The 19,436-nt window shown below is 70.5% G+C and carries 13 protein-coding genes; 11 read left to right on the top strand and 2 right to left on the bottom strand.

The window, feature by feature from the left end; all coding sequences use genetic code 11:
* Window positions 1-28 precede the first annotated feature (28 nt).
* Window positions 29-2,932, bottom strand: a complete 2,904-nt coding sequence (locus WQ53_RS03470) for a TonB-dependent receptor (protein WP_052630449.1) — start codon at window positions 2,930-2,932, stop codon at window positions 29-31.
* A gap of 248 nt (window positions 2,933-3,180) precedes the next feature.
* Between WQ53_RS03470 and WQ53_RS03465 the strand changes: the two genes are divergently transcribed.
* The 4 genes from WQ53_RS03465 to WQ53_RS03450 are packed head-to-tail and all read left to right on the top strand — an operon-like array spanning window position 3,181 to window position 9,752.
* Window positions 3,181-5,397, top strand: a complete 2,217-nt coding sequence (locus WQ53_RS03465; RefSeq protein WP_052630447.1) for a polysaccharide lyase 6 family protein — start codon at window positions 3,181-3,183, stop codon at window positions 5,395-5,397.
* Window positions 5,397-7,673, top strand: a complete 2,277-nt coding sequence (locus WQ53_RS03460) for an alginate lyase family protein (RefSeq protein ID WP_052630445.1) — start codon at window positions 5,397-5,399, stop codon at window positions 7,671-7,673. The genes WQ53_RS03465 and WQ53_RS03460 overlap by 1 nt, the downstream gene beginning before the upstream one ends.
* A complete protein-coding gene (locus tag WQ53_RS03455) occupies window positions 7,670-8,965 on the top strand; it encodes an MFS transporter (RefSeq protein ID WP_052630443.1) in 1,296 nt (431 codons plus the stop codon). The genes WQ53_RS03460 and WQ53_RS03455 overlap by 4 nt, the downstream gene beginning before the upstream one ends.
* Window positions 8,966-8,999: 34 nt before the next feature.
* Window positions 9,000-9,752 (top strand): SDR family NAD(P)-dependent oxidoreductase, encoded by a 753-nt coding sequence (locus tag WQ53_RS03450; protein WP_052630441.1) that lies wholly within the window; start codon window positions 9,000-9,002, stop codon window positions 9,750-9,752.
* Between the two features lie 86 nt (window positions 9,753-9,838).
* Here WQ53_RS03450 and tdh read toward each other — a convergent pair whose 3' ends face one another.
* The gene (gene tdh / locus WQ53_RS03445) at window positions 9,839-10,873 is read right to left on the bottom strand and encodes an L-threonine 3-dehydrogenase (protein WP_052630439.1); all 1,035 of its coding nucleotides are present in this window, start codon (window positions 10,871-10,873) and stop codon (window positions 9,839-9,841) included.
* Between the two features lie 144 nt (window positions 10,874-11,017).
* Between tdh and WQ53_RS03440 the strand changes: the two genes are divergently transcribed.
* The 7 genes from WQ53_RS03440 (at window position 11,018) to WQ53_RS03410 (ending at window position 19,426) form a co-directional block, all read left to right on the top strand.
* Complete coding sequence (locus WQ53_RS03440) at window positions 11,018-13,186, top strand: S46 family peptidase (RefSeq protein WP_052630437.1); 2,169 nt, start codon at window positions 11,018-11,020, stop codon at window positions 13,184-13,186.
* 173 nt (window positions 13,187-13,359) lie between these two features.
* Window positions 13,360-14,004: a histidine phosphatase family protein gene (locus WQ53_RS03435; protein WP_052630435.1), complete on the top strand. Its 645-nt coding sequence runs from the start codon at window positions 13,360-13,362 to the stop codon at window positions 14,002-14,004.
* A gap of 19 nt (window positions 14,005-14,023) precedes the next feature.
* The gene (folC, locus tag WQ53_RS03430; RefSeq protein ID WP_052630432.1) at window positions 14,024-15,307 is read left to right on the top strand and encodes a bifunctional tetrahydrofolate synthase/dihydrofolate synthase; all 1,284 of its coding nucleotides are present in this window, start codon (window positions 14,024-14,026) and stop codon (window positions 15,305-15,307) included.
* 66 nt (window positions 15,308-15,373) lie between these two features.
* Window positions 15,374-16,405: an SPOR domain-containing protein gene (locus WQ53_RS03425; RefSeq protein WP_052630430.1), complete on the top strand. Its 1,032-nt coding sequence runs from the start codon at window positions 15,374-15,376 to the stop codon at window positions 16,403-16,405.
* 34 nt (window positions 16,406-16,439) lie between these two features.
* Window positions 16,440-17,075 (top strand): CvpA family protein, encoded by a 636-nt coding sequence (locus WQ53_RS03420; RefSeq protein ID WP_052630428.1) that lies wholly within the window; start codon window positions 16,440-16,442, stop codon window positions 17,073-17,075.
* A gap of 24 nt (window positions 17,076-17,099) precedes the next feature.
* Window positions 17,100-18,569 (top strand): amidophosphoribosyltransferase, encoded by a 1,470-nt coding sequence (gene purF / locus WQ53_RS03415; RefSeq protein ID WP_052630424.1) that lies wholly within the window; start codon window positions 17,100-17,102, stop codon window positions 18,567-18,569.
* Between the two features lie 38 nt (window positions 18,570-18,607).
* Window positions 18,608-19,426 (top strand): ferritin-like domain-containing protein, encoded by an 819-nt coding sequence (locus tag WQ53_RS03410; RefSeq protein ID WP_052630423.1) that lies wholly within the window; start codon window positions 18,608-18,610, stop codon window positions 19,424-19,426.
* Window positions 19,427-19,436: the final 10 nt, after the last annotated feature.

The raw sequence follows: 19,436 nt of genomic DNA, 5'->3' as shown, positions 1-19,436 counted from the left end.
GCGGCCCCGTGGGGCCGCGCCGTCGTATTCAGAATCGGTATCGTACACCCAAATAGTAGCGGGGCCCGTAGGTGTTGTACTCGCGCAGGCTCCCGGAAACCGGCATGTCGTGGTACCGCGGCTCGTCGTTGAGGTTGGAGCCCTCGAACGAGAACGACAGGTTCCTGTTGACCCGGTAGGTGGCGCGGAAATCGAACACGCCGGTATCGCGGATGTAGCGGTTCTGGCTGGGGGCGCCCACGAACTTCTGGTAGTACTCGGTCCGGTACTTGTAGATCGCCTGCAGTTCGACCGGGCCGATCGTGTAGTACAGCGAACCCGAGGCGACCTGCTGGGACAGCCCGAAGATCCCCGCGGGCGGGATGATGCCGGGACTCACCTCGCCGGTCTCCGGATCGAGCTGGTCGCCCAGGCGCAGGTCGTGCGTCTTGAAGTTCGAGTCGGCGTAGTTGTAGCTGAGCTTGAAGCCCAGTCCGTCGAACGGCGCCGGCAGGTACGAGAAGCGGTGGGTGGCGGTCACCTCGAAGCCGGTCAATTCGCTCTTGTCGTCGGTGGTCGCGTCCTGCACCACCGGCACGATCACCTCGTTGCCGTCGATCATGAACGATTCGTCGATCAGCACCGGGATGAAACCGCCGGCGAACTGCTTGTAGTAGACCGCCAGGCCCAGCAGCGAGTCCGGGTTGGGGTACCACTCCAGCGACAGGTCGGCGTTCCACGACAGCAGCGGCTCGGTGCGCGGATTGCCGTTGGCGGTGATGCCGCGGATCGCGTCATCGACCGAATCGAACGAGGTGCCGGGCTCGAGCACGATGGCGCGGCCGGCGCCCAGGCTGCTGGGATCGGGGCGCGACATCGCGCGGTACACGCCGACGCGGAACACCAGGTCGTCCTTCAGCTCGAACGCGGCGTTGGCGCTGGGCAGGAACACCCGCGAGTCGGACTTGATTACGACCGGGTCGAATTCCCCGGTCGGGACCAGGCGGATGGTGCCGTCGGGATTGGCGATCACGTCCAGGTCCCCGGTCAGGCCGACCGAGCGCACCGCCGTGTCCACGTAGCGCACGCCGAAATTGCCGGTGACCGGCAGGCCGAACATTTCGGAGTCGAATTCGCCCAGCAGGTAGGCCGCCCGGACCTTCTCGGTCACGTCGCGGTTGCCGATCGAGCGCGTGTCGGCGTTGAGGCCGGTGTCCTCGACGCCGGTGATGGCCTGGAACAGGCACAGCGGATCGAACTGCGCCCAGCTGGTGATGCTGTTGCCGCTGGCATTGCTCAGGAAGCGGTCCTGCGGGAACTCGCGGCGGCAGGCCAGATTGGCCTCGCGGATCGCGGCGGCGCCGGTGACGTTGATCTCGACCCGGTCGTCCAGGTCCTCGTAGCTCAGTTCGGACAGGCGGATGCCGGACTTGACCGCGGTCAGGAACCCGCTTTCGGTGAAGTAGGCGCCGTCCAGCCGCAGCGCGCGGATCTCGTTCTCGCGGATCAGCTCGTCGCGCCGGGCGCGGGCCGCGGCGCTGAAGTTCTCGTGGCGGTTCAGGTCGTACAGCGGGTTGACGATGATCGCGGGGATGTCGCCGTTGGTGTAGTCGAAGATGTAGTTGACCCGCTGCCCGCTGATCCCCGGAACCGCCACGCCGTAGATGTCGGTCGCGTTGGAGCGCAGGCGGACCTGGCGGTCCATCTCGCTGCGCCAGGTGCGGGAGTAGGACAGGTCGGTCGAGAACAGCCAGGCTTCGTTCGGCCGCCACTCGGTCTTGAGGCCGCCGCCTTCGTACTTCTCGTCGCGGATGCGGTAGGTCGGCGTGGATTCGACCGTGCTGTTGCCGGTGTAGTAGAGCAGCACCCCGTTCTCGTCGACGACGCGATCGTTGATCCCGCGCATGGTCTCGGAGAAATTCAGGTCGGAGCGCTCCTCGGTGTAGGTGCGGCGCGAGCCCTGGTAGTCGAGCGAGATGTCGAGCGTGTCGGTCGGCTTCCACTGCACGGCACCGAACAGCGCGTCGCGCTTGTCGCGTTCGATGAACTGGCGGTAGGTGCGGCTGCCGGGGATCAGGTAGAACGGCGTGCCGTCATGGACCTCGGCGTTGCTCACCTGCCGGCAGTTGGAGGCGGCAGGCACGGTCTGGGTGGCGTCGCACGCGTTCCAGGTGCTGCTGCTGGTGAACAGCTCCTCGGGATTGGTGCCCTCCAGGCTCTGGATGCCCAGCGAGACGCCGAGCTTGCCGGCGCCGCCCAGGTCGAACTGGTCCAGGTAACTGGCCGTGCCGCGCCAGCCCACGCCGGCCGGGTCGTGCAGGCGGTCGTCGTAGTCGGCGTACAGCGCGCGGCCTTCGAGCTGGATCCGGCGCTTGCCGAAGTCCAGCGGCTTGATCGTCTCCATGTTGACGATGCCTGAGACGCCGCCTTCGATGAAGTCGGCGCGCTGGGTCTTGTAGATGGCAACGGTATTGATCAGCTCGGACGGGAACTGGTTGAAGTTGACCGAGCGGTCGCCGCTGCCGTTGGTCGCCTCGCGGCCGTTGAAGGTGGCCGAGCCGAGGAACGGTCCCAGGCCGCGGATCGAGATCTCCGAAGCGCCGCCCTTCTCGCGATGGGTGGAGGCGCCGGTGATGGTCTCGATGGCTTCGCCGATCGACAGCGCGGGCAGGTCGCCGATGTCCTCGGCGGAGATGCCGTCGGACACCACGGACAGTTCGCGCTTGTGTTCGATCGAGGACTGGATCGAGCCGCGGATGCCGGCGACCACGACGCTGTCGAGTTCGGTGACTTCGCCCGCGTCCGGCGTGGGCGCGGTCGCTTGCGCGTCCGCGACTTCCTGCGCCAGTGCCGGGGTCAGGCCCAGCGGCGCGCCGAGGGCGCACAGCAGGGCGGTACGAAGTGCAGATGGACGGACGCGCGCGAGGGGCGTGTCCTGGTGATGGCGCCGCATGTTTCCTCCTCCCAGTGGAATCCCGTCTGTCGCGGGTCGGAGCGAAGGGTTTACCAAGCCGGGGTCAAATGTCAACCAATTGGTATGTACAAATGTCTAGACCTGATTCCAGCTATCTGATCAGCCAATTGGTTTGTGCTTTGCAGCACAACTGGTGCGCGAAGCTGCCGGCATATTGGTATGCAAAACTGGTTGACGGGTGGCGGCGCTTTGCTACTATCCGGCCATCGCGGGCGAGGAGGGGAACAATGCGTCATCGGACATGGGCAGGGCTGGCGGCGCTGCTGCTGGCGTGGGTGGGGGGCGTCGAGCCGGTCTCGGCGCAGGCGGGCGCCAAGCCGCGCCTGGTGCGCAGCCAGGCCGAATACGCCGCGGCCGCGAAATCGCTCCGCCCCGGCGACACGATCGTGCTGGCCGACGGCGAGTGGCGGGACTTCCAGGTCCTGCTGACCGGCAAGGGCGCGGCCGGCAAGCCGATCACGCTGACGGCGCAGACCCCGGGCAAGGTGCTCCTGACCGGGCAGTCCAACCTGCGGATGGCCGGCCAGCACCTGGTGGTGTCCAACCTGGTGTTCCGCGACGGCTGGTCGCCGACCGGGGAGGTCGTCTCGTTCCGGCGCACGCGCAGCGACCGCGCCGTCAACAGCCGGGTCACCGGCGTGGTCATCGACCGCTTCAACAAACCCGACCGCGACCAGTCCGACAACTGGGTGGCCCTGTACGGCCAGCACAACCGCTTCGACCACAACCACCTGGTCGGCAAGACCAACCAGGGCGCGACCCTGGTGGTGGTGCGCGACCCGGAGCAGGGCCTCGACAACCGGCACCGCATCGACCACAACTACTTCGGCCCGCGGCCGAACCTGGGTTCCAACGGCGGCGAGACCATCCGCGTCGGCACCAGCCACGATTCGCTGTCCGACTCGAACACGGTGGTGGAGAACAACTGGTTCGAGGGCTGCGACGGCGAGGTGGAGATCGTCTCCAACAAGTCCGGCGGCAACCTCTACCGCGGCAACGTGTTCTTCCATTCGCGCGGTGCGCTGGTGCTGCGCCACGGTGACGGCAACCGGGTCGAGGACAACGTCTTCATCGGCGGCAACAAGCCGCACACCGGTGGCATCCGCGTCATCAACCGCAACCAGACGGTGCGCAACAACTACCTGGAAGGGCTGGCCGGCGAGGGCTTCTCCTCTGCGCTCACGGTGATGTACGGCGTGCCGGATTCGCCGCTGAACCGCTACGTGCAGGTCGACAACGCGCTGATCGAGAACAACACCATCGTCGACGCGCGCAGCGTGTTCCTCGGCGCCGGCATGGACGAGGAGCGCTCGGCGCGGCCGGTGGACAGCACCATGGCGCGCAACCTGATCGTGAACGGCGACGGTCGCGACCCGCTGCGCGTGCTGGGCGACCTGTCGGGCATCGCGTTCGAAGGCAACGTGCAGAGTCCCGCGGCGTCGCCGGGCTTCGCGCAGGGCGTGCGTGGCGCCACGGTGGAGATGCAGCGTGGCCAATACGGCCTGCTCGCCCCGGTCTCGCTGGCGGGCGTCGGTGCGCGCACCGACCTGCGCCCGATCGCGCGCGCCGGCGTCGGCGTGTCCTGGTATCCGAAGCAGGGCCAGGCCGTGGCGCTGGACAGCGGCGCCCGGCACCGGGTGCCGGCCGGCGAGGACACCCTGACCGACGCCGTCGCCCGGGCCGGTGCGGGCGACCGGCTGGTGCTGGACGCGGGGCGCTACATGGTCAACCAGGTGCTGGCGGTGGACCGGCCGCTGACCGTGCAGGGGCCAGCGCAGGGCGAGGCAGTGATCGCCTTCAGCCGGCCGCGCCTGTTCCAGATCGAGGCCGGCGGCGCGCTGAAGCTGTCCGGACTGACCGTGTCCGGCGAGGCGGCCCCCGACGAGGTGGGCAACGCGGTCATCGCCACCCGGCCGGGCTCGAACGCAGCCAACTACACGCTGGTGCTCGAGGACACGCGGGTGCGCGGCCTGTCGGTCAACCGCGGCTTCGACGTCGTCTCCACCGGCAAGGGCACGATGGCCGACCTGATCGCGTTGCGCCGGGTGACGGTCGAGGACGTCAGCGGCGCGGTGCTGTCGGTCGCTGCCGAGACCGACGACCGCGGCACCTACAATGCCGAACGGGTCGAGATCGAAGCGTCCGTGTTCCGCGGCGTTGGTGGTCCGGCGGTGGAGCTGTACCGGGGCGGCAAGGACGAGAGCACCTTCGGGCCGCGGATCCGCATCGATGGTTCGACCTTCGAGAAGGTCGGCGCGGCCGGCGGCACCGCGCTGCGGCTGCACGGTGTGCAGCATGCCGAGCTAACCGGCAACCGCTTCGTCGACAGCGGCGCTGTCCGCTTTTCGCACGCCGTCGGCGAGCCGGTGCTGGTCGCCACGCGCAACCAGTTCGTCGGCACGCCGCCGATCCAGTCCGACCTGCCGGTCGAGGTGGCGCGGTGATGCGCGGCGCGGTGCTGGCCGCCTGCCTGCTGGCCGGCGCGGGGGCGATGCCGGCGGCGGCCGTGGGCGCCGCCGGTGCGGCGGCCGCGAGTCGCGACGCGGACACCGGCCCGGTGCTGGTGGGCACGGACGAATGGAAGGCGATGGCCGAGGCGGGAGCGCGCTATCCGCTGTTCGCCCGCGAGCGGGCGCGGATCGAGGCGTCGGTACGCGCGGCGATGGACGCGGGCGTGGTGGTGCCGCGGCCGAAGGATCCGGGCGGTGGCTACACCCACGAACAGCACAAGCGCAACTACCTGGCGATCCAGAACGCCGGCGCGCTGTACCGCCTTACCGGCGACCGCGCCTACGCCGACTTCGTGCGCGACACGCTGCTGGAATACGCGCGCCTGTATCCGACCCTGGGCCCGCACCCGGCCGGCCGCGGCGAGATCCCGGGCCGGCTGTTCTGGCAGACCCTCAACGACTCGGTCTGGCTGGTGCATGCGATCCAGGGCTACGACGCCGTGCGCGCGGGCCTGGACCCGGAAGACCGCCGCACCATCGAGGAACAGGTGTTCCGGCGCATGGCGCGGTTCCTGTCGGACGAGACCCCGGCCAACTTCCAGCGCATCCACAACCACGCCACCTGGGCGGTCGCCGCGGTGGGCATGACCGGCTACGTGCTGCGCGACGAGGCGATGGTGGAGAAGGCGCTGCTCGGCCTGTCCAGGGACGGCGAGGCCGGCTTCCTCAGGCAGATCGACCGGCTGTTCTCGCCCGACGGCTATTACGAGGAAGGCCCGTACTACCAGCGCTACGCGCTGGCGCCGTTCGTCGTGTTCGCCAACGTCATTGAGCGCAACGAGCCGCAGCGGCGGATCTTCGAGCGCCGCGACGGAGTGCTGCTGAAGGCGGTCGACACGCTGGCGCAGTCCAGCTACGCGGGTTATTTCATCCCGATCAACGACGCGCTGCTGGACAAGGGGCTGGACACGGCCGAGATGGTCGCCGGCATCGCGATCGCCTACGCCCGCAGCGGCGACGCGAGGCTGCTGTCCATCGCCGAGCGGCAGGGCCGGGTGCTGCTGTCACCCGAAGGCCTGGAGGTGGCCAGGGCGCTGGCGGCCGGGGAGGCGGAGCCGTTCGTGTTCCGACCGCTGATGCTCCGCGACGGTCCGGAGGGCGACCGCGGCGGACTGGCGCTGTTGCGCCGCGGTGGCGCCGACGGCCAGCTGCTGGTGATGAAGAACACCGCCCAGGGCATGGGCCACGGTCACTTCGACAAGCTGAACTGGCTGTTCTACGACAACGGCCGGCGGGTGGTAACCGACTACGGCGCCGCGCGCTTCCTCAACATCGAGGCCAAGGCCGGCGGCATCTACCTGCCGGAGAACACCAGCTGGGCCAAGCAGACCGTGGCCCACAACACCCTGGTGGTGGACGAGCGAAGCCACTTCGGCGGCAACTGGCGTCGCGGCGAGGCGCACGCGCCGACGCTGCTGCTGTTCGAGGCAGGCGAGGGCCTGCAGATCGCCTCGGCGCGGATGGACGGCGCTTACGAGGGCGTGGCATTCACCCGCACCCAGGCGCTGGTCGAGCACGCCGAGCTCGGTTTGCCGGTGGTGGTCGACCTGCTCCGCGTGCACGGCGACCGCGCGGCGCGCTACGACCTGCCGCTGCACTACGCCGGCCAGATCATGAAGGTCGGCTTCGACGCGCGGCGCGAGCTGGGACAGCGCCCGGTGCTGGGCGAAGCGAACGGCTACCAGCACCTGTGGGTGGACGCCGTCGGCGAGCCGTCGGCGCAGACCCGCAGCCTGACCTGGCTGCTGGACGGGCGCTTCTACACCCACCACTTCGGCGCCAGCGCGCCGACCCGCGCGATCCTGGCCGAAAGCGGCGCCAACGATCCGGAGTTCAACCTGCGGCGCGAGCCGGTACTGATCCAGCGCATGGACGGGCAGTCGCAGGCGAGCTTCTTCGCCGTGCTCGAACCGCATGGCGAATACAACGGCAGCGCCGAGTACGTGACCGGCGCCGACAGCCGCATCCGCGAAGTCAGGCACTTCCGCGGCGCGACCGCGGACGTGGTCGCGCTGACCCTCGTGTCCGGCACGGAGCTCGCACTGGGCATCGCCCATTATCCATCCGCGGGTCCGCGCCACCGCGTCGCCGGCGACGGCCACGCCTACGAGTGGACCGGCCCTTACGCCCGCTTCGACCGGCCGGCCACCGCCAGGCGGAACGGCAGCAACACGCAAGCCAAGAACGCGCAAGGAAAGAAACGTCCATGAAGCAGAGATCCGCCGTCCGCTGGACGATCATCGGCCTGATCGCGGTCGCCACTATCATCAACTACATCGACCGCAACGCGCTGGCCGTCATGTGGCCGGCCATCTCGGCCGAGATCGGCGCGACCAAGGAGGACTACGCGCTGCTGGTCACGGTGTTCATGCTGTTCTACGCCGCCGGCCAGTTCGCCTTCGGCAGGCTGTTCGACATCATCGGCGTGCGGCTGGGCTTCGCCGTGTCGATCATCGGCTGGTCGATCTCCATCGCGCTGCACGCGATCAGCCATTCGGTCATGTCGTTCGCGGTCTTCCGCGCCATGCTCGGCGTCAGCGAGGCCGGCGCCTGGCCGGGCGCGGTCAAGGCCAACGCCGAATGGTTCCCGGCGAAGGAGCGCGCGTTCGCCCAGGGCATCTTCAACGCCGGCGCCTCGATCGGCGCGATCGTGTCGGCGCCGCTGATCGCGCTGCTGTTCCTGTGGATCGGCTGGAAGGGCACCTTCGTGCTGATCGGCGCGCTCGGCCTGGTCTGGGTGCTGCCGTGGCTGTTCGTCTACCGCGCCGGACCGGACCGCCATCCGTGGGTCAGCGCGGCCGAGCGCGCGCTGATCCTAGACGCGCCCGTCGGCGAGGCGGCCGTGGCCGCCGCCGCGCGGCCGGCCTACGTGCCGAACCTGCGCCAGATCATGTCGCACCGGCAGAGCTGGGGCATCGTGCTGTCGCGCTTCTTCCTCGATCCGATCTGGTGGCTGTTCGTGTCGTGGCTGCCGATCTACCTGGCCGAGACCTTCGATTTCGACATCAAGCAGATCGGCCTGTTCGCCTGGGTGCCGTTCGTCGGCGCGATGCTCGGCAGCCTCTCCGGCGGCTGGCTCTCCGGCCGGCTGATCGCCGCGGGCTGGAGCGTGCACCGCGCGCGCAAGTGGACCATCACCCTGGGCGGCGTGGTCATGGCGCCGGCGCTGGTGGCCGCGGTGTTCGCCGCCGATCCGATGGTCGCGGTGTTGACCATTGCAGCCGTGCTGTTCGGCTTCCAGGTCGCGATCGGCAACATCCAGACCCTGCCCGGCGACGTGTTCCACGGCGGCTCGGTCGGTTCGCTGGCCGGCATCGGCGGCATGGCGGCGGTGGCCGGGACCCTGATCACCACCTGGCTGGTGCCGGTCATGACCCGCGAGTCCTACGCGCCGATCTTCATCCTGGTGGCGGCGCTGGTGCCGCTGTCGCTGCTTGCCATCTGGCTGGTGGCCGGGCGAATCGAGAAGCTCGATGGCCCGGCCAGCCGCCGATCCCCCTGATTCCGCTCCAACTCCCACAACGAAGGATCCGTTCATGCAATTCCAGAACAAGGTGGCGATCGTCACCGGCGGCGGCCGCGACATCGGCCGTGCGGTATCGCTGCAGCTGGCGGCCGAGGGCGCCAGCGTCTGCATCAACTACGCCAACGACGAGGCCAGCGCCAAGGAGACGCTGCGGCTGGTCGAGGAGGCCGGCGGCCGGGCGATCCTGCACCGCGCCGACGCGACCGAGGCGGCGGCGGTCGCCGGGATGGTCGCCGCCACCCGTGCCGCGTTCGGCGAGCGCATCGACGTGCTGGTCAACCTGGCTGGCGGCATGGTGGCGCGCAAGCCGCTGGCCGAGATCGACGAAGCGTTCTTCCACCGGGTGATGGACCTGAACCTGAAGTCGGTGTTCCTGGCCACCCAGGCGGTGGTGCCGCACATGGGCGAGGGCGCGGCGATCGTCAACTTCGCTTCGCTGGCCGGCCGCGACGGCGGCGGTCCGGGCGCGTCGATCTACGCGACCTCGAAGGGTGCGGTGATGACCTTCACCCGGTCCATGGCCAAGGAGCTGGGACCGCGTGGCATCCGGGTCAACGCGTTGTGCTGCGGCATGATCGCCACCCGCTTCCACGACGACTTCACCAAGCCCGAGGTGCGCCAGGCGGTGGCCAACGCGACTCCGTTGCGCCGCCAGGGCCATGCCGAAGAAGCCGCAGCGGTGGCCGTGTTCCTGGCGTCCCCGGCGTCCGCCTTCATGACCGGCGCGAACGTGGACGTGAACGGAGGGGTGTCCTTCTCCTGAGCCGGAAACGAAGAGCCCGTGCAGGGCACGGGCTCTCCATCCTGGCGAGGGACCGGCGAGGTCCGCCGGCGCCGGCGGCCTAGTACTCAGGTCCAGCTCAGCACGACCTTGCCGGCCTTGCCCTGTTCCATCAGGTCGAAGCCGTGCTGGAACTCGTCGATCGGCAGCTGGTGGGTGAGCACCTTGCCCAGCGGGAAGCCGGACAGCACCAGCTGGGTCATCTTGTACCAGGTCTCGTACATTTTGCGGCCGTAGATGCCCTGCACGGTGAGGCCCTTGAAGATGATCTTGTCCCAGTCGCAGCCGGCGCCCTTGGGCAGGATGCCGAGCAGTGCGATCTTGCCGCCGTGGTACATGCAGTCGAGCATGTCGTTGAACGCGCGCGGGTTGCCGCTCATCTCCAGGCCGACGTCGAAGCCCTCCATGTGCAGGTCGTTCATGACCTCCTTGAGCGACTGGTTGGCGACGTTGACCACGCGGGTGGCGCCCATGTCGGCGGCCAGCTTGAGGCGGAAGTCGTTGACGTCGGTGACGACAACATTTCGCGCGCCGATGTGCTTGCAGATGCCGGCGGCGATGATCCCGATCGGGCCAGCGCCGGTGATCAGCACGTCCTCGCCGACCACGTCGAACTCCAGCGCGCAGTGTGCGGCGTTGCCGTAGGGATCGAAGAACGCGGCCAGTTCCGACGGGATCGGGTCCGGGATCGGCCACAGGTTGGAGGCCGGCATCACGATGTATTCGGCGAAGGCGCCGTCGCGGTTGACGCCGATGCCCACGGTCTGCGGGCACAGGTGCGGGCGGCCGCCGCGGCAGTTGCGGCAGTGGCCGCAGACGATGTGGCCCTCGGCCGAGACGCGCTGGCCGAGCTTGTAGCCGGACACGCCCGGGCCCAGCTCGGCGACGCGGCCGACGAACTCGTGGCCGATCACCAGCCCCGGCCGGATCGTGCGCTGGCTCCACTCGTCCCACAGGTAGATGTGCAGGTCGGTACCGCAGATGGCAGTCTTCTCGACCTTGATCAGGACCTCGTTGGGGCCGGGCACCGGCACCGGCACCTCGTCCAGCCAGATGCCCTTGGCGGCTTCGCGCTTGACCAGCGCCTTCATGGTACGGGCCATCGTCTGGCGCCCTCTGCAGGTGAAAGGCGGACATTATAGGTTGCGGGGGAAACCAACGTCGTCCGGGGCCCCTGCCGAAGGTCATGGCCCGGCCCGCCCGCCCGGCCGCTAGAATCGGGAATCCTTTCAACTGGAACCGTCCCGATGCGCCTTCGCCTGCTCACCGCCCCCGTCCTGGCCGCGCTGGCCGCCGCTCCCGCCGCCTGGGCCGGCGAGGGCATGTGGGTGCCGCAGCAGCTGCCGGAGATCGCCGGACCGTTGAAGCAGGCCGGGCTCAAGCTCTCCCCGCAGCAGCTGGCCGACCTGACTGGCGACCCGATGGGCGCGGTGGTGGCGCTGGGCGGCTGCACTGCTAGCTTCGTCTCCCCGGGCGGCCTGGTGGTGACCAACCACCACTGCGCCTATGGCGCGATCCAGCTCAACTCCACCCCGGAGAACAACCTGATCCGCGACGGCTTCAACGCGCCGACCGCGGCCGACGAGGTCAGCGCCGGCCCGAACGCGCGCGTGTTCGTGCTCGACGAGATCACCGACGTGACCCGGGAAGCCAAGGCCGCCATCGCCGCGGCCGGCGACGACGCGCTGGCCCGGACCAAGGCGCTGGAAGCGTTCGAGAAGCAGCTGATCGCCGGGTGCGAGGCCGAGGCCGGCTTCCGCTGCCGCCTGTACAGCTTCTCCGGCGGCAACACCTACCGGCTGTTCAAGAACCTGGAGATCCGCGACGTGCGCCTGGCCTACGCACCCCCGGGCAGCGTCGGCAAGTTCGGCGGCGACATCGACAACTGGATGTGGCCGCGCCACACCGGCGACTTCGCCTTCTACCGCGCCTACGTCGGCAAGGATGGCAAGCCGGCGGCGTACTCGCCCGACAACGTGCCGTTCAAGCCCAAGCGCTGGCTGAAGATCGCCGACAAGCCGCTGGGCGAGGGCGACTTCGTCATGGTCGCCGGCTACCCCGGCTCGACCAACCGCTACGCGCTGGCGGCCGAGTTCGACAACACCGCGCAGTGGACCTACCCGACCATCGCGCGGCACTTCCGGAACCAGATCGCGCTGGTCGAGGCGGCCGGCAAGGCCAATCCCGAGATCCAGGTCCGCTACGCCAGCAGCATGGCCGGCTGGAACAACACCAGCAAGAACTACACCGGCCAGCTCGAGGGCTTCCAGCGCATCGACGCGGCTGGGCAGAAGCAGGCCGAGGAAGCGGCGGTGCTGGCCTGGCTGAAGGGCCAGGGCGCCAAGGGCACGGCCGCGCTCGACGCGCACGCCAGGCTGATCGCGCTGCTGGAGCAGACCCAGGCCACGCGCGAGCGCGACCTGGCCCTGTCGATGTTCAACAACACCGCCATGCTCGGCGCGGCCAGCCAGCTGTACCGCCTGTCGATCGAGCGCGAGAAGCCGAACGCCGAGCGCGAATCCGGCTACCAGGAGCGCGACCTGCCGGCGATCGAGGGCAGCCTGAAGCAGCTCGAACGCCGCTATGTGCCGGCGATGGACCGCCAGCTGCAGGAGTATTGGCTCAACGAATACCTCAAGTTGCCGGCCGCCCAGCGCGTGGCCGCGGTCGACCAGTGGCTGGGCGGCAACGACGCGGCGGCGGTCAAGCGTGCGCTCGACCGGCTGGCGGGCACGAAGCTGGGCAGCACCGAGGAGCGGCTGAAGTGGTTCGCCGCCGACCGCGCCGCGTTCGAGGCCAGCGACGATCCGGCGATCCGCTACGCGGTGGCGGTGATGCCGACGCTGCTGCAGCTGGAACAGGAGCGCAAGACCCGCGCCGGCGAGAACCTGGCCGCGCGCCCGGTCTATCTGCAGGCGCTGGCCGACTACAAGAAGAGCCAGGGCAAGTTCGTCTACCCGGACGCCAACCTGTCGCTGCGCATCACCTTCGGCAACGTCACCGGCTACGTGCCGCGCGATGGCGTCAAGTACACCCCGTTCACCACCCTGGAGGGCGTGGTCGCCAAGGAGACCGGCGAGGATCCGTTCGACTCGCCCAAGGCACTGCTGGAGGCGGTGGCGGCCCAGCGCCATGGCGGCCTGGCCGACGAGCGCCTGGGCTCGGTGCCGGTGAACTTCCTCGCCGACCTGGACATCACAGGCGGCAATTCCGGTTCGCCGGTGCTCGATGCGCATGGCCGGCTGGTGGGCCTGGCCTTCGACGGCAACTGGGAGTCGGTGGCCTCGAACTGGGTGTTCGATCCGACCATGACCCGGATGATCTCGGTCGACCAGCGCTACATGCGCTGGATCATGCAGGAAGTCTTCCCGGCGCCGCAGCTGCTTAAGGAAATGAACGTCGCGCCGGCGCGCTGAACCCGGCGGAAGTCGCGTTCCGGAAGGGGCGCCGGCCGTTGCCGGCGCCCTTTTCCGTTTCCGGCGTTACCGCTGCCGGTTTGCGCACGCGGCGTCCCCGGCCGGCTCACCGGGCGGGTTATCATGCGCACCCCGCGCCGGTCCGGCCCGGGGACCGTCACGCTGGGGAATACATGCGCATCCTGCTTGCCCGCCATGGTGAAACGCCGTGGAACGCCGAAGGCCGCTACCAGGGCCAGATCGACATTCCGCTTTCGCCGATCGGCGAGTCGCAGGCGCGCGCGCTGGGCGACCGGCTGCGCGAGGTGCCGATCACCCGTGCGGTGGCCTCGCCGCTGGCGCGCGCGCGGCGCACCGCCGAACTGGCGCTGGGCGAGGACCGCGTGCCGCTGCTGGCGCTGGACCCGGACGTGCAGGAGATCGCCCACGGCGAGTGGGAAGGCCTGCTGGCCAGCGAGATCGGCGAGAAGGACCCGGCGCGCCTGCGCGCCTGGCGCGAGGAGCCGGACACGGTGCTGATGCCCGGCGGCGAATCGCTGCGCCAGGTGCTGGACCGCTCCTGGCGCGGCCTGGCTCGCGCCGCCGAGGACCTGGGCGAGGACGACACCCTGCTGCTGGTCGCGCACGACGCGGTCAACCGGGTGCTGCTGTGCCGGATCCTGGGCCTGCCGATCGGCAAGCTGTGGACCTTCCGCCAGGCCCCGACCACGCTCAACCTGCTCGAGGGCCCGGACCTGGAGCGCCTGGAAGTGGTGCGCCTGAACGACTGCGCCCACCACACGCCGTTCTTCGGCGAGGCCAAGCACCGGGCGCTGTGACCGGCCCGGCGAGTACGTCATGAGCGCGGTACCGGCCGCCGACGGCACGCTCCAGGCCTGGCTGGCCTACGTCGAGGCGCAACACCCGAACGCGATCGAGCTGGGCCTGGAGCGCGTGCGCGAGGTCGCCGGCCGCCTGGGCCTGGCGCGTCCCGCCGCGCAGGTCGTCACCGTCGCCGGCACCAACGGCAAGGGTTCGACCGTGGCCTTCGTCGAGGCCATCGCCCGCGCCGGCGGCTGGAAGGTCGGCGCGTACACCTCGCCGCACCTGCTGCGCTACAACGAGCGCGTACGCATCGACGGCGAGGAGGCGTCCGATGCCGCGCTGGTCGAGGCCTTCGCCGCGGTGGAGGCCGCGCGCGGCGGCACCCCGCTGACCTATTTCGAGTACGGCACGCTGGCCGCGCTGTGGCTGTTCCAGCACGCGTCGCTGGACCTGGCGGTGCTGGAGGTGGGCCTGGGCGGGCGGCTGGACGCGGTCAACCTGGTCGACCCCGACGTGGCCGTGGTCACCACCGTCGACATCGACCATACCGACTGGCTCGGCAGCGACCGCGAGGCGATCGGGTACGAGAAGGCCGGCATCGCCCGCGCGTGGAAGCCGCTGGTGCTGGGCGAGGTCGATCCGCCGTCGAGCGTGCTGCGCCACGCCTACGCGATCGGCGCCAACGCGATCCGGCTGGGCAGCGACTTCTTCCACGAGCCGGTGGACGCGGCGCACTGGCGCTGGCGCGAGGTCGGCGCCGAACTGCTGCTGCCGCCACCGCGGCTGGCCGCGCCGGCGCAGCGGGCCAACGCCGCCACCGCGATCGCCGCGCTGCGCGCCTTGCCCGGCGTGCTGCCCGAGGACGCGTTCGCCGAGGGCGTGGCGAACGCGACGCTGGCCGGGCGCCTGCAGCGCTTCGAGCGCGACGGCGTCGAGATCGTGGTCGACGTGGCGCACAACCCGCAGGCGGTGCGCGGGCTGGCCGCATGGCTCGCCGCGTGGCCGCCCGCGGGCGGTACCGCGGCGGTGTTCGCGGCGCTGGCCGACAAGGATGCACCGGCGATGGTCGGGGCGCTGGCCGATGCCGTGTCGCGCTGGCACCTGGCCGGGCTGGACGATCCGGCGCGCGGCCAGGACGTGGACGCCTTCGCCGCGCGGCTGGCCGGCACCGCTGCCGCATCCGCCAGCCGCGACGCACGCGTGGCCGACGCGCTGGCGCGCGCGGTGGTGGCGTCGTCGCCGGGCGATCGCGTGCTGGTGTTCGGTTCTTTCCATACCGCCGCCGCGGCGATCGCGACGCTGCGTTCAGGCCGATGACGGCTCCGGTCCAGCGCGGCGCCCTATAATCGCCGCGGCATTCCCGCCGCGTTGCCGCGAGTCCACGTGGATACCCAGCTGAAACAACGCCTGATCGGCGGCGCCGTGCTGGTCGCACTGGCGGTCATCTTCCTGCCCATGCTGGTCCAGGGCCCGGCGCCGGACAGCGGCGTGGGCAACGTGTCCACGCGCGTGCCCGACGCGCCCGGCGGCGGCTACGAGACGCGCGAGCTGCCGTTGCTGGGTCCGGCGGCGGCACCGGCCACCGGCGCCGCCGCGCTGCCTGCACCGGCGACGACCGCGACCCCGGACGACGGCGCCGCCACGGAGGCCGGTCCCGCACCCGCGCGGCCCGATCCGGCCGTGGCCGCCGGCCAGTGGGCGGTGAGCTTCGGTGCCTACGCCAGCGCCCGCGACGCCGATGCGGTGCTGTCGAGGTTGCGCCAGGCGGGCCTGCAGGGCTTCAGCGAACAGGACACGATCAACGGCCGCCAGGCCTGGCGGGTGCGGGTGGGACCCTATGCCGACCGCGCCCTGGCCGAGGCCGGGCGGCTGCAGGCGGTGCGCATCCGCAACGACGTCAACGCGCAGGTGATCGCGCTCGACGCCGGCGCCGGCGCGCCTGCCACCGGCCCGGCCGCGCAGGCCACTGCCCCGGTTGCGCCCGCCGCGACGGGCGCCAGCCAGGCGACGGCCGCCACCGCGGCCGCGCCGACCAGGACCGAAACGCTGCCGGCCGAAACCCCGGCCAGCCCGCCTGCCGCGCCGCCCAAGGCCACACCGGCACCGGCGACCGACACCGCCGCGCGCCCGGCAGCTGCCGCGGCCAGCCCGCCACCGCCGCCGGCCGCGCCTGCGGCATCCAGCGTCGGCTTCGCAGTGCAGATGGGCGCCTTCGCCAACGCCGCCGACGCCAATGCGCTGCGCGACCGCCTGCGCGCCGCCGGCTTCAGCGCCATCGTCCAGCCGGTGAGCACCGACAAGGGCACCCTGAACCGGGTCCGGGTCGGGCCGGTGTCGACCCGCGCCGAGGCCGAGCAGCTCAAGGCGCGCCTGGCCAGTGGCTTCGGCGCCGGCATGGTGGTCCCGCACCCGTGATCGCCGCCGTCCGCGCACCCGGGGACTGCGGCGCGTGAACACGATCGACCTGGTCCTGCTGGCGGTGCTGGCGGCCTCGGCGCTGCTGGGCCTGGTGCGCGGATTCGTCGGCACCGTCGCCTCGCTGGTGGCGTGGATCGGCGCGGGCTGGTGCGCGTTCCACTACGGCGCCGAACTGGCGTTCTGGTTCAGCGACGACGGCCAGCCCGGCGCGACCGAGCTGCTGGCCGGCTATGCGGTGGCGTTCCTCGCCGTGTTGTTGCTGGTCGGGCTGGTCGGCTGGGCGGTGCGCAAGCTGCTGCACTCGGTCGGCCTGTCCGGCGTGGACCGGGTGCTGGGCCTGGGCCTGGGCCTGGCCCGCGGTGCGCTGGTCGCCTGCATGCTGGTGCTGCTGATGGCCTTCAGCAAGCTGCCGCAGGAGCCGGCCTGGGCGCAGTCGCGCGCGGTGACGGTACTGCTGCCGGGCGCGCAGTGGATGGCGCGCTGGTTGCCTGACTGGGCCGTTCAGGAGCTGGATTTTGGCAACGGCCGGCCGAGCGGCGATAATGTCTTCCTTGATGGCGCCGGCGCCGTGGTCGAAACGATCACCGGGGCACTGCCCGTCCCGGTGGACGAAAACGGAACCTCATCCGGCGCGGAGCCGCCACCCCCGTCCACTCCCGGTCAGTAGGACCGTTGCGGAGACCTTCGGAACATGTGCGGCATCGTCGGAATCGTCGGCAACCAGAACGTTGCCGGTCAGCTCTATGACGGGCTGACCGTCCTCCAGCACCGCGGCCAGGACGCGGCCGGCATCGCCACTGCCGACGGCACCCGCCTGCGCGTGCACAAGGACAACGGCCTGGTCCGCGACGTGTTCAACCCCAAGGCGATGAGCGTGCTGGAAGGCCGGGTGGGCATCGCCCACTGCCGCTATCCGACCGCCGGCTCGGAGGGCATGGACGAGGCGCAGCCGTTCTACGTCAACTCGCCCTACGGCATCGCCCTGGCCCACAACGGCAACCTGATCAACACCGATGCGCTGCGCCAGCAGGTGTTCGCCCAGGACCGGCGCAACATCAACACCGATTCGGACAGCGAAGTGCTGTTGAACGTGTTCGCGCACGAGCTGGATACCCAGCGCACGCTGTCGCCGGAGACCGCGATCCGCGCGGTGGCCGGCGTGCACCGGCGGGTGAAGGGCGGCTACGCGGTGGTCAGCGTGGTGCTCGGCCTGGGCCTGGTCGCGTTCCGCGACCCGCACGGCATCCGTCCGCTGGTGCTGGGCAGGCGCGAGCACAACGAGGGCGCCGAGTACGTCGTCGCCTCCGAGTCGGCGGTGCTGGACATCCTCGGCTTCCAGCGCGTGCGCGACGTGCTGCCCGGCGAGGCGATCGTCATCACCCCGCGCGGCGAGCTGTTCGCCGAGGTCGTCGCCGAGCCTGGCGAGCGCGCACCGTGCATCTTCGAGTACGTGTACTTCGCCCGCCCGGACTCGATGATCGACGAGGTCTCGGTGCACAAGGCGCGCATGCGCATGGGCGTGAAGCTGGGCGAGAAGATCCTGCGCCTGCGCCCGGACCACGACATCGACACCATCATCCCGATCCCGGATACCTCGCGCGACGCGGCGCTGGAGATCTCCAACGTGCTCGGGGTGAAGTACCGCGAGGGCTTCATCAAGAACCGCTACGTCGGGCGCACGTTCATCATGCCGGGGCAGGGCGAGCGGGTGAAGTCGGTGCGGCGCAAGCTCAACCCGATCCACCTGGAGTTCCGCAACCGGGTGGTGCTGCTGGTCGACGACTCGATCGTGCGCGGCACCACCAGCCAGCAGATCGTGCAGATGGCGCGCGATGCCGGCGCACGCAAGGTCTACCTGGCCAGCGCCGCGCCGCCGGTGCGCCACCCGAACATCTACGGCATCGACATGCCTTCGCCCGACGAGCTGATCGCCCATGGCCGCAGCATCGAGGAGATCGAGAAGCTGCTCGGCTGCGACTGGCTGATCTACCAGGACCTGGAGGACCTCGAAGCCGCGGTGCGCGAGGGCAACCCGGAGCTGCATCGCTTCGATTCGTCCTGTTTCGACGGCGAGTACGTCACCGGCATCGAGTCTGGCTACTTCGAGCGCATCCAGCAGCTGCGCTCGGACGAGGCCAAGCGCAAGCGCCGCGCCTCGTAGCGCGTTGCCGCGCCGCGCTCCCACGGGCGCCTTCCGCCATGGACTCGCTGTTCGACGCCGCCCGCCAGTGCCTGGACACCGCCGATCCGGCGGACAAGGCTGCGCTGGCCCGCCGCCATGCCGCCGCCCTGGCGCGCGGCGAGTTGCGCATCCCCGCCGACGCGCCGCCGCCCGAGCCGATCCGCATGCCAGGCCGGCCACCGCGGCCGCGGCTGGTGCATCCGCGTGAACTGCCCCGGCGCGGCCTCGGCAGCGACGAAGGGCGCGCCGCGTTCCTGCACGCCATCGCCCATATCGAGCTCAACGCGATCGACCTGGCCTGGGATGCGGTGTACCGCTTCCGCGGGCTGCCCGAGGCCTTCTACCGCGACTGGGCCCAGGTCGCCGACGACGAGGCGCGCCACTTCCTGATGCTGCGCGGGCGCCTGCGCGAACTGGGCCACGACTACGGCGACTTCGACGCGCACAACGGCCTGTGGGAGATGACCGAGAAGACCGCGCACGACGGCCTGGCGCGGATGGCGCTGGTGCCGCGGGTGCTGGAGGCGCGCGGGCTGGACGTCACCCCGGGCATGATCGCGCGGCTGCGCACGCTGGGCGACACGCGCACGGTGGAGATCCTGGAGACGATCCTGCGCGAGGAAGTGGCCCACGTCGCCGCCGGCTCGCGCTGGTACCGCTGGTACTGCGAGCGCGCCGGGATCGAGCCGCGCGCGCGCTTCCGCGAACTGCTGCACGAGTACGCTGGCGGCTACCTGCATGGTCCGTTCAATGTCGAGGCGCGGTTGCTGGCGGGGTTCGACGAGGACGAGTTGGCATCGCTGCAGGCTGTCGAGGCGGCACAGTCCGCGGTGTGAGCGCTGCGGC

The sequence above is a fragment of the Pseudoxanthomonas suwonensis genome (genome assembly GCF_000972865.1).
Lineage (GTDB): Bacteria > Pseudomonadota > Gammaproteobacteria > Xanthomonadales > Xanthomonadaceae > Pseudoxanthomonas > Pseudoxanthomonas suwonensis_B.
The sequence above is the reverse complement of the archived record's forward strand: the minus strand, read 5'-3'. Positions and strand labels throughout refer to the sequence as shown.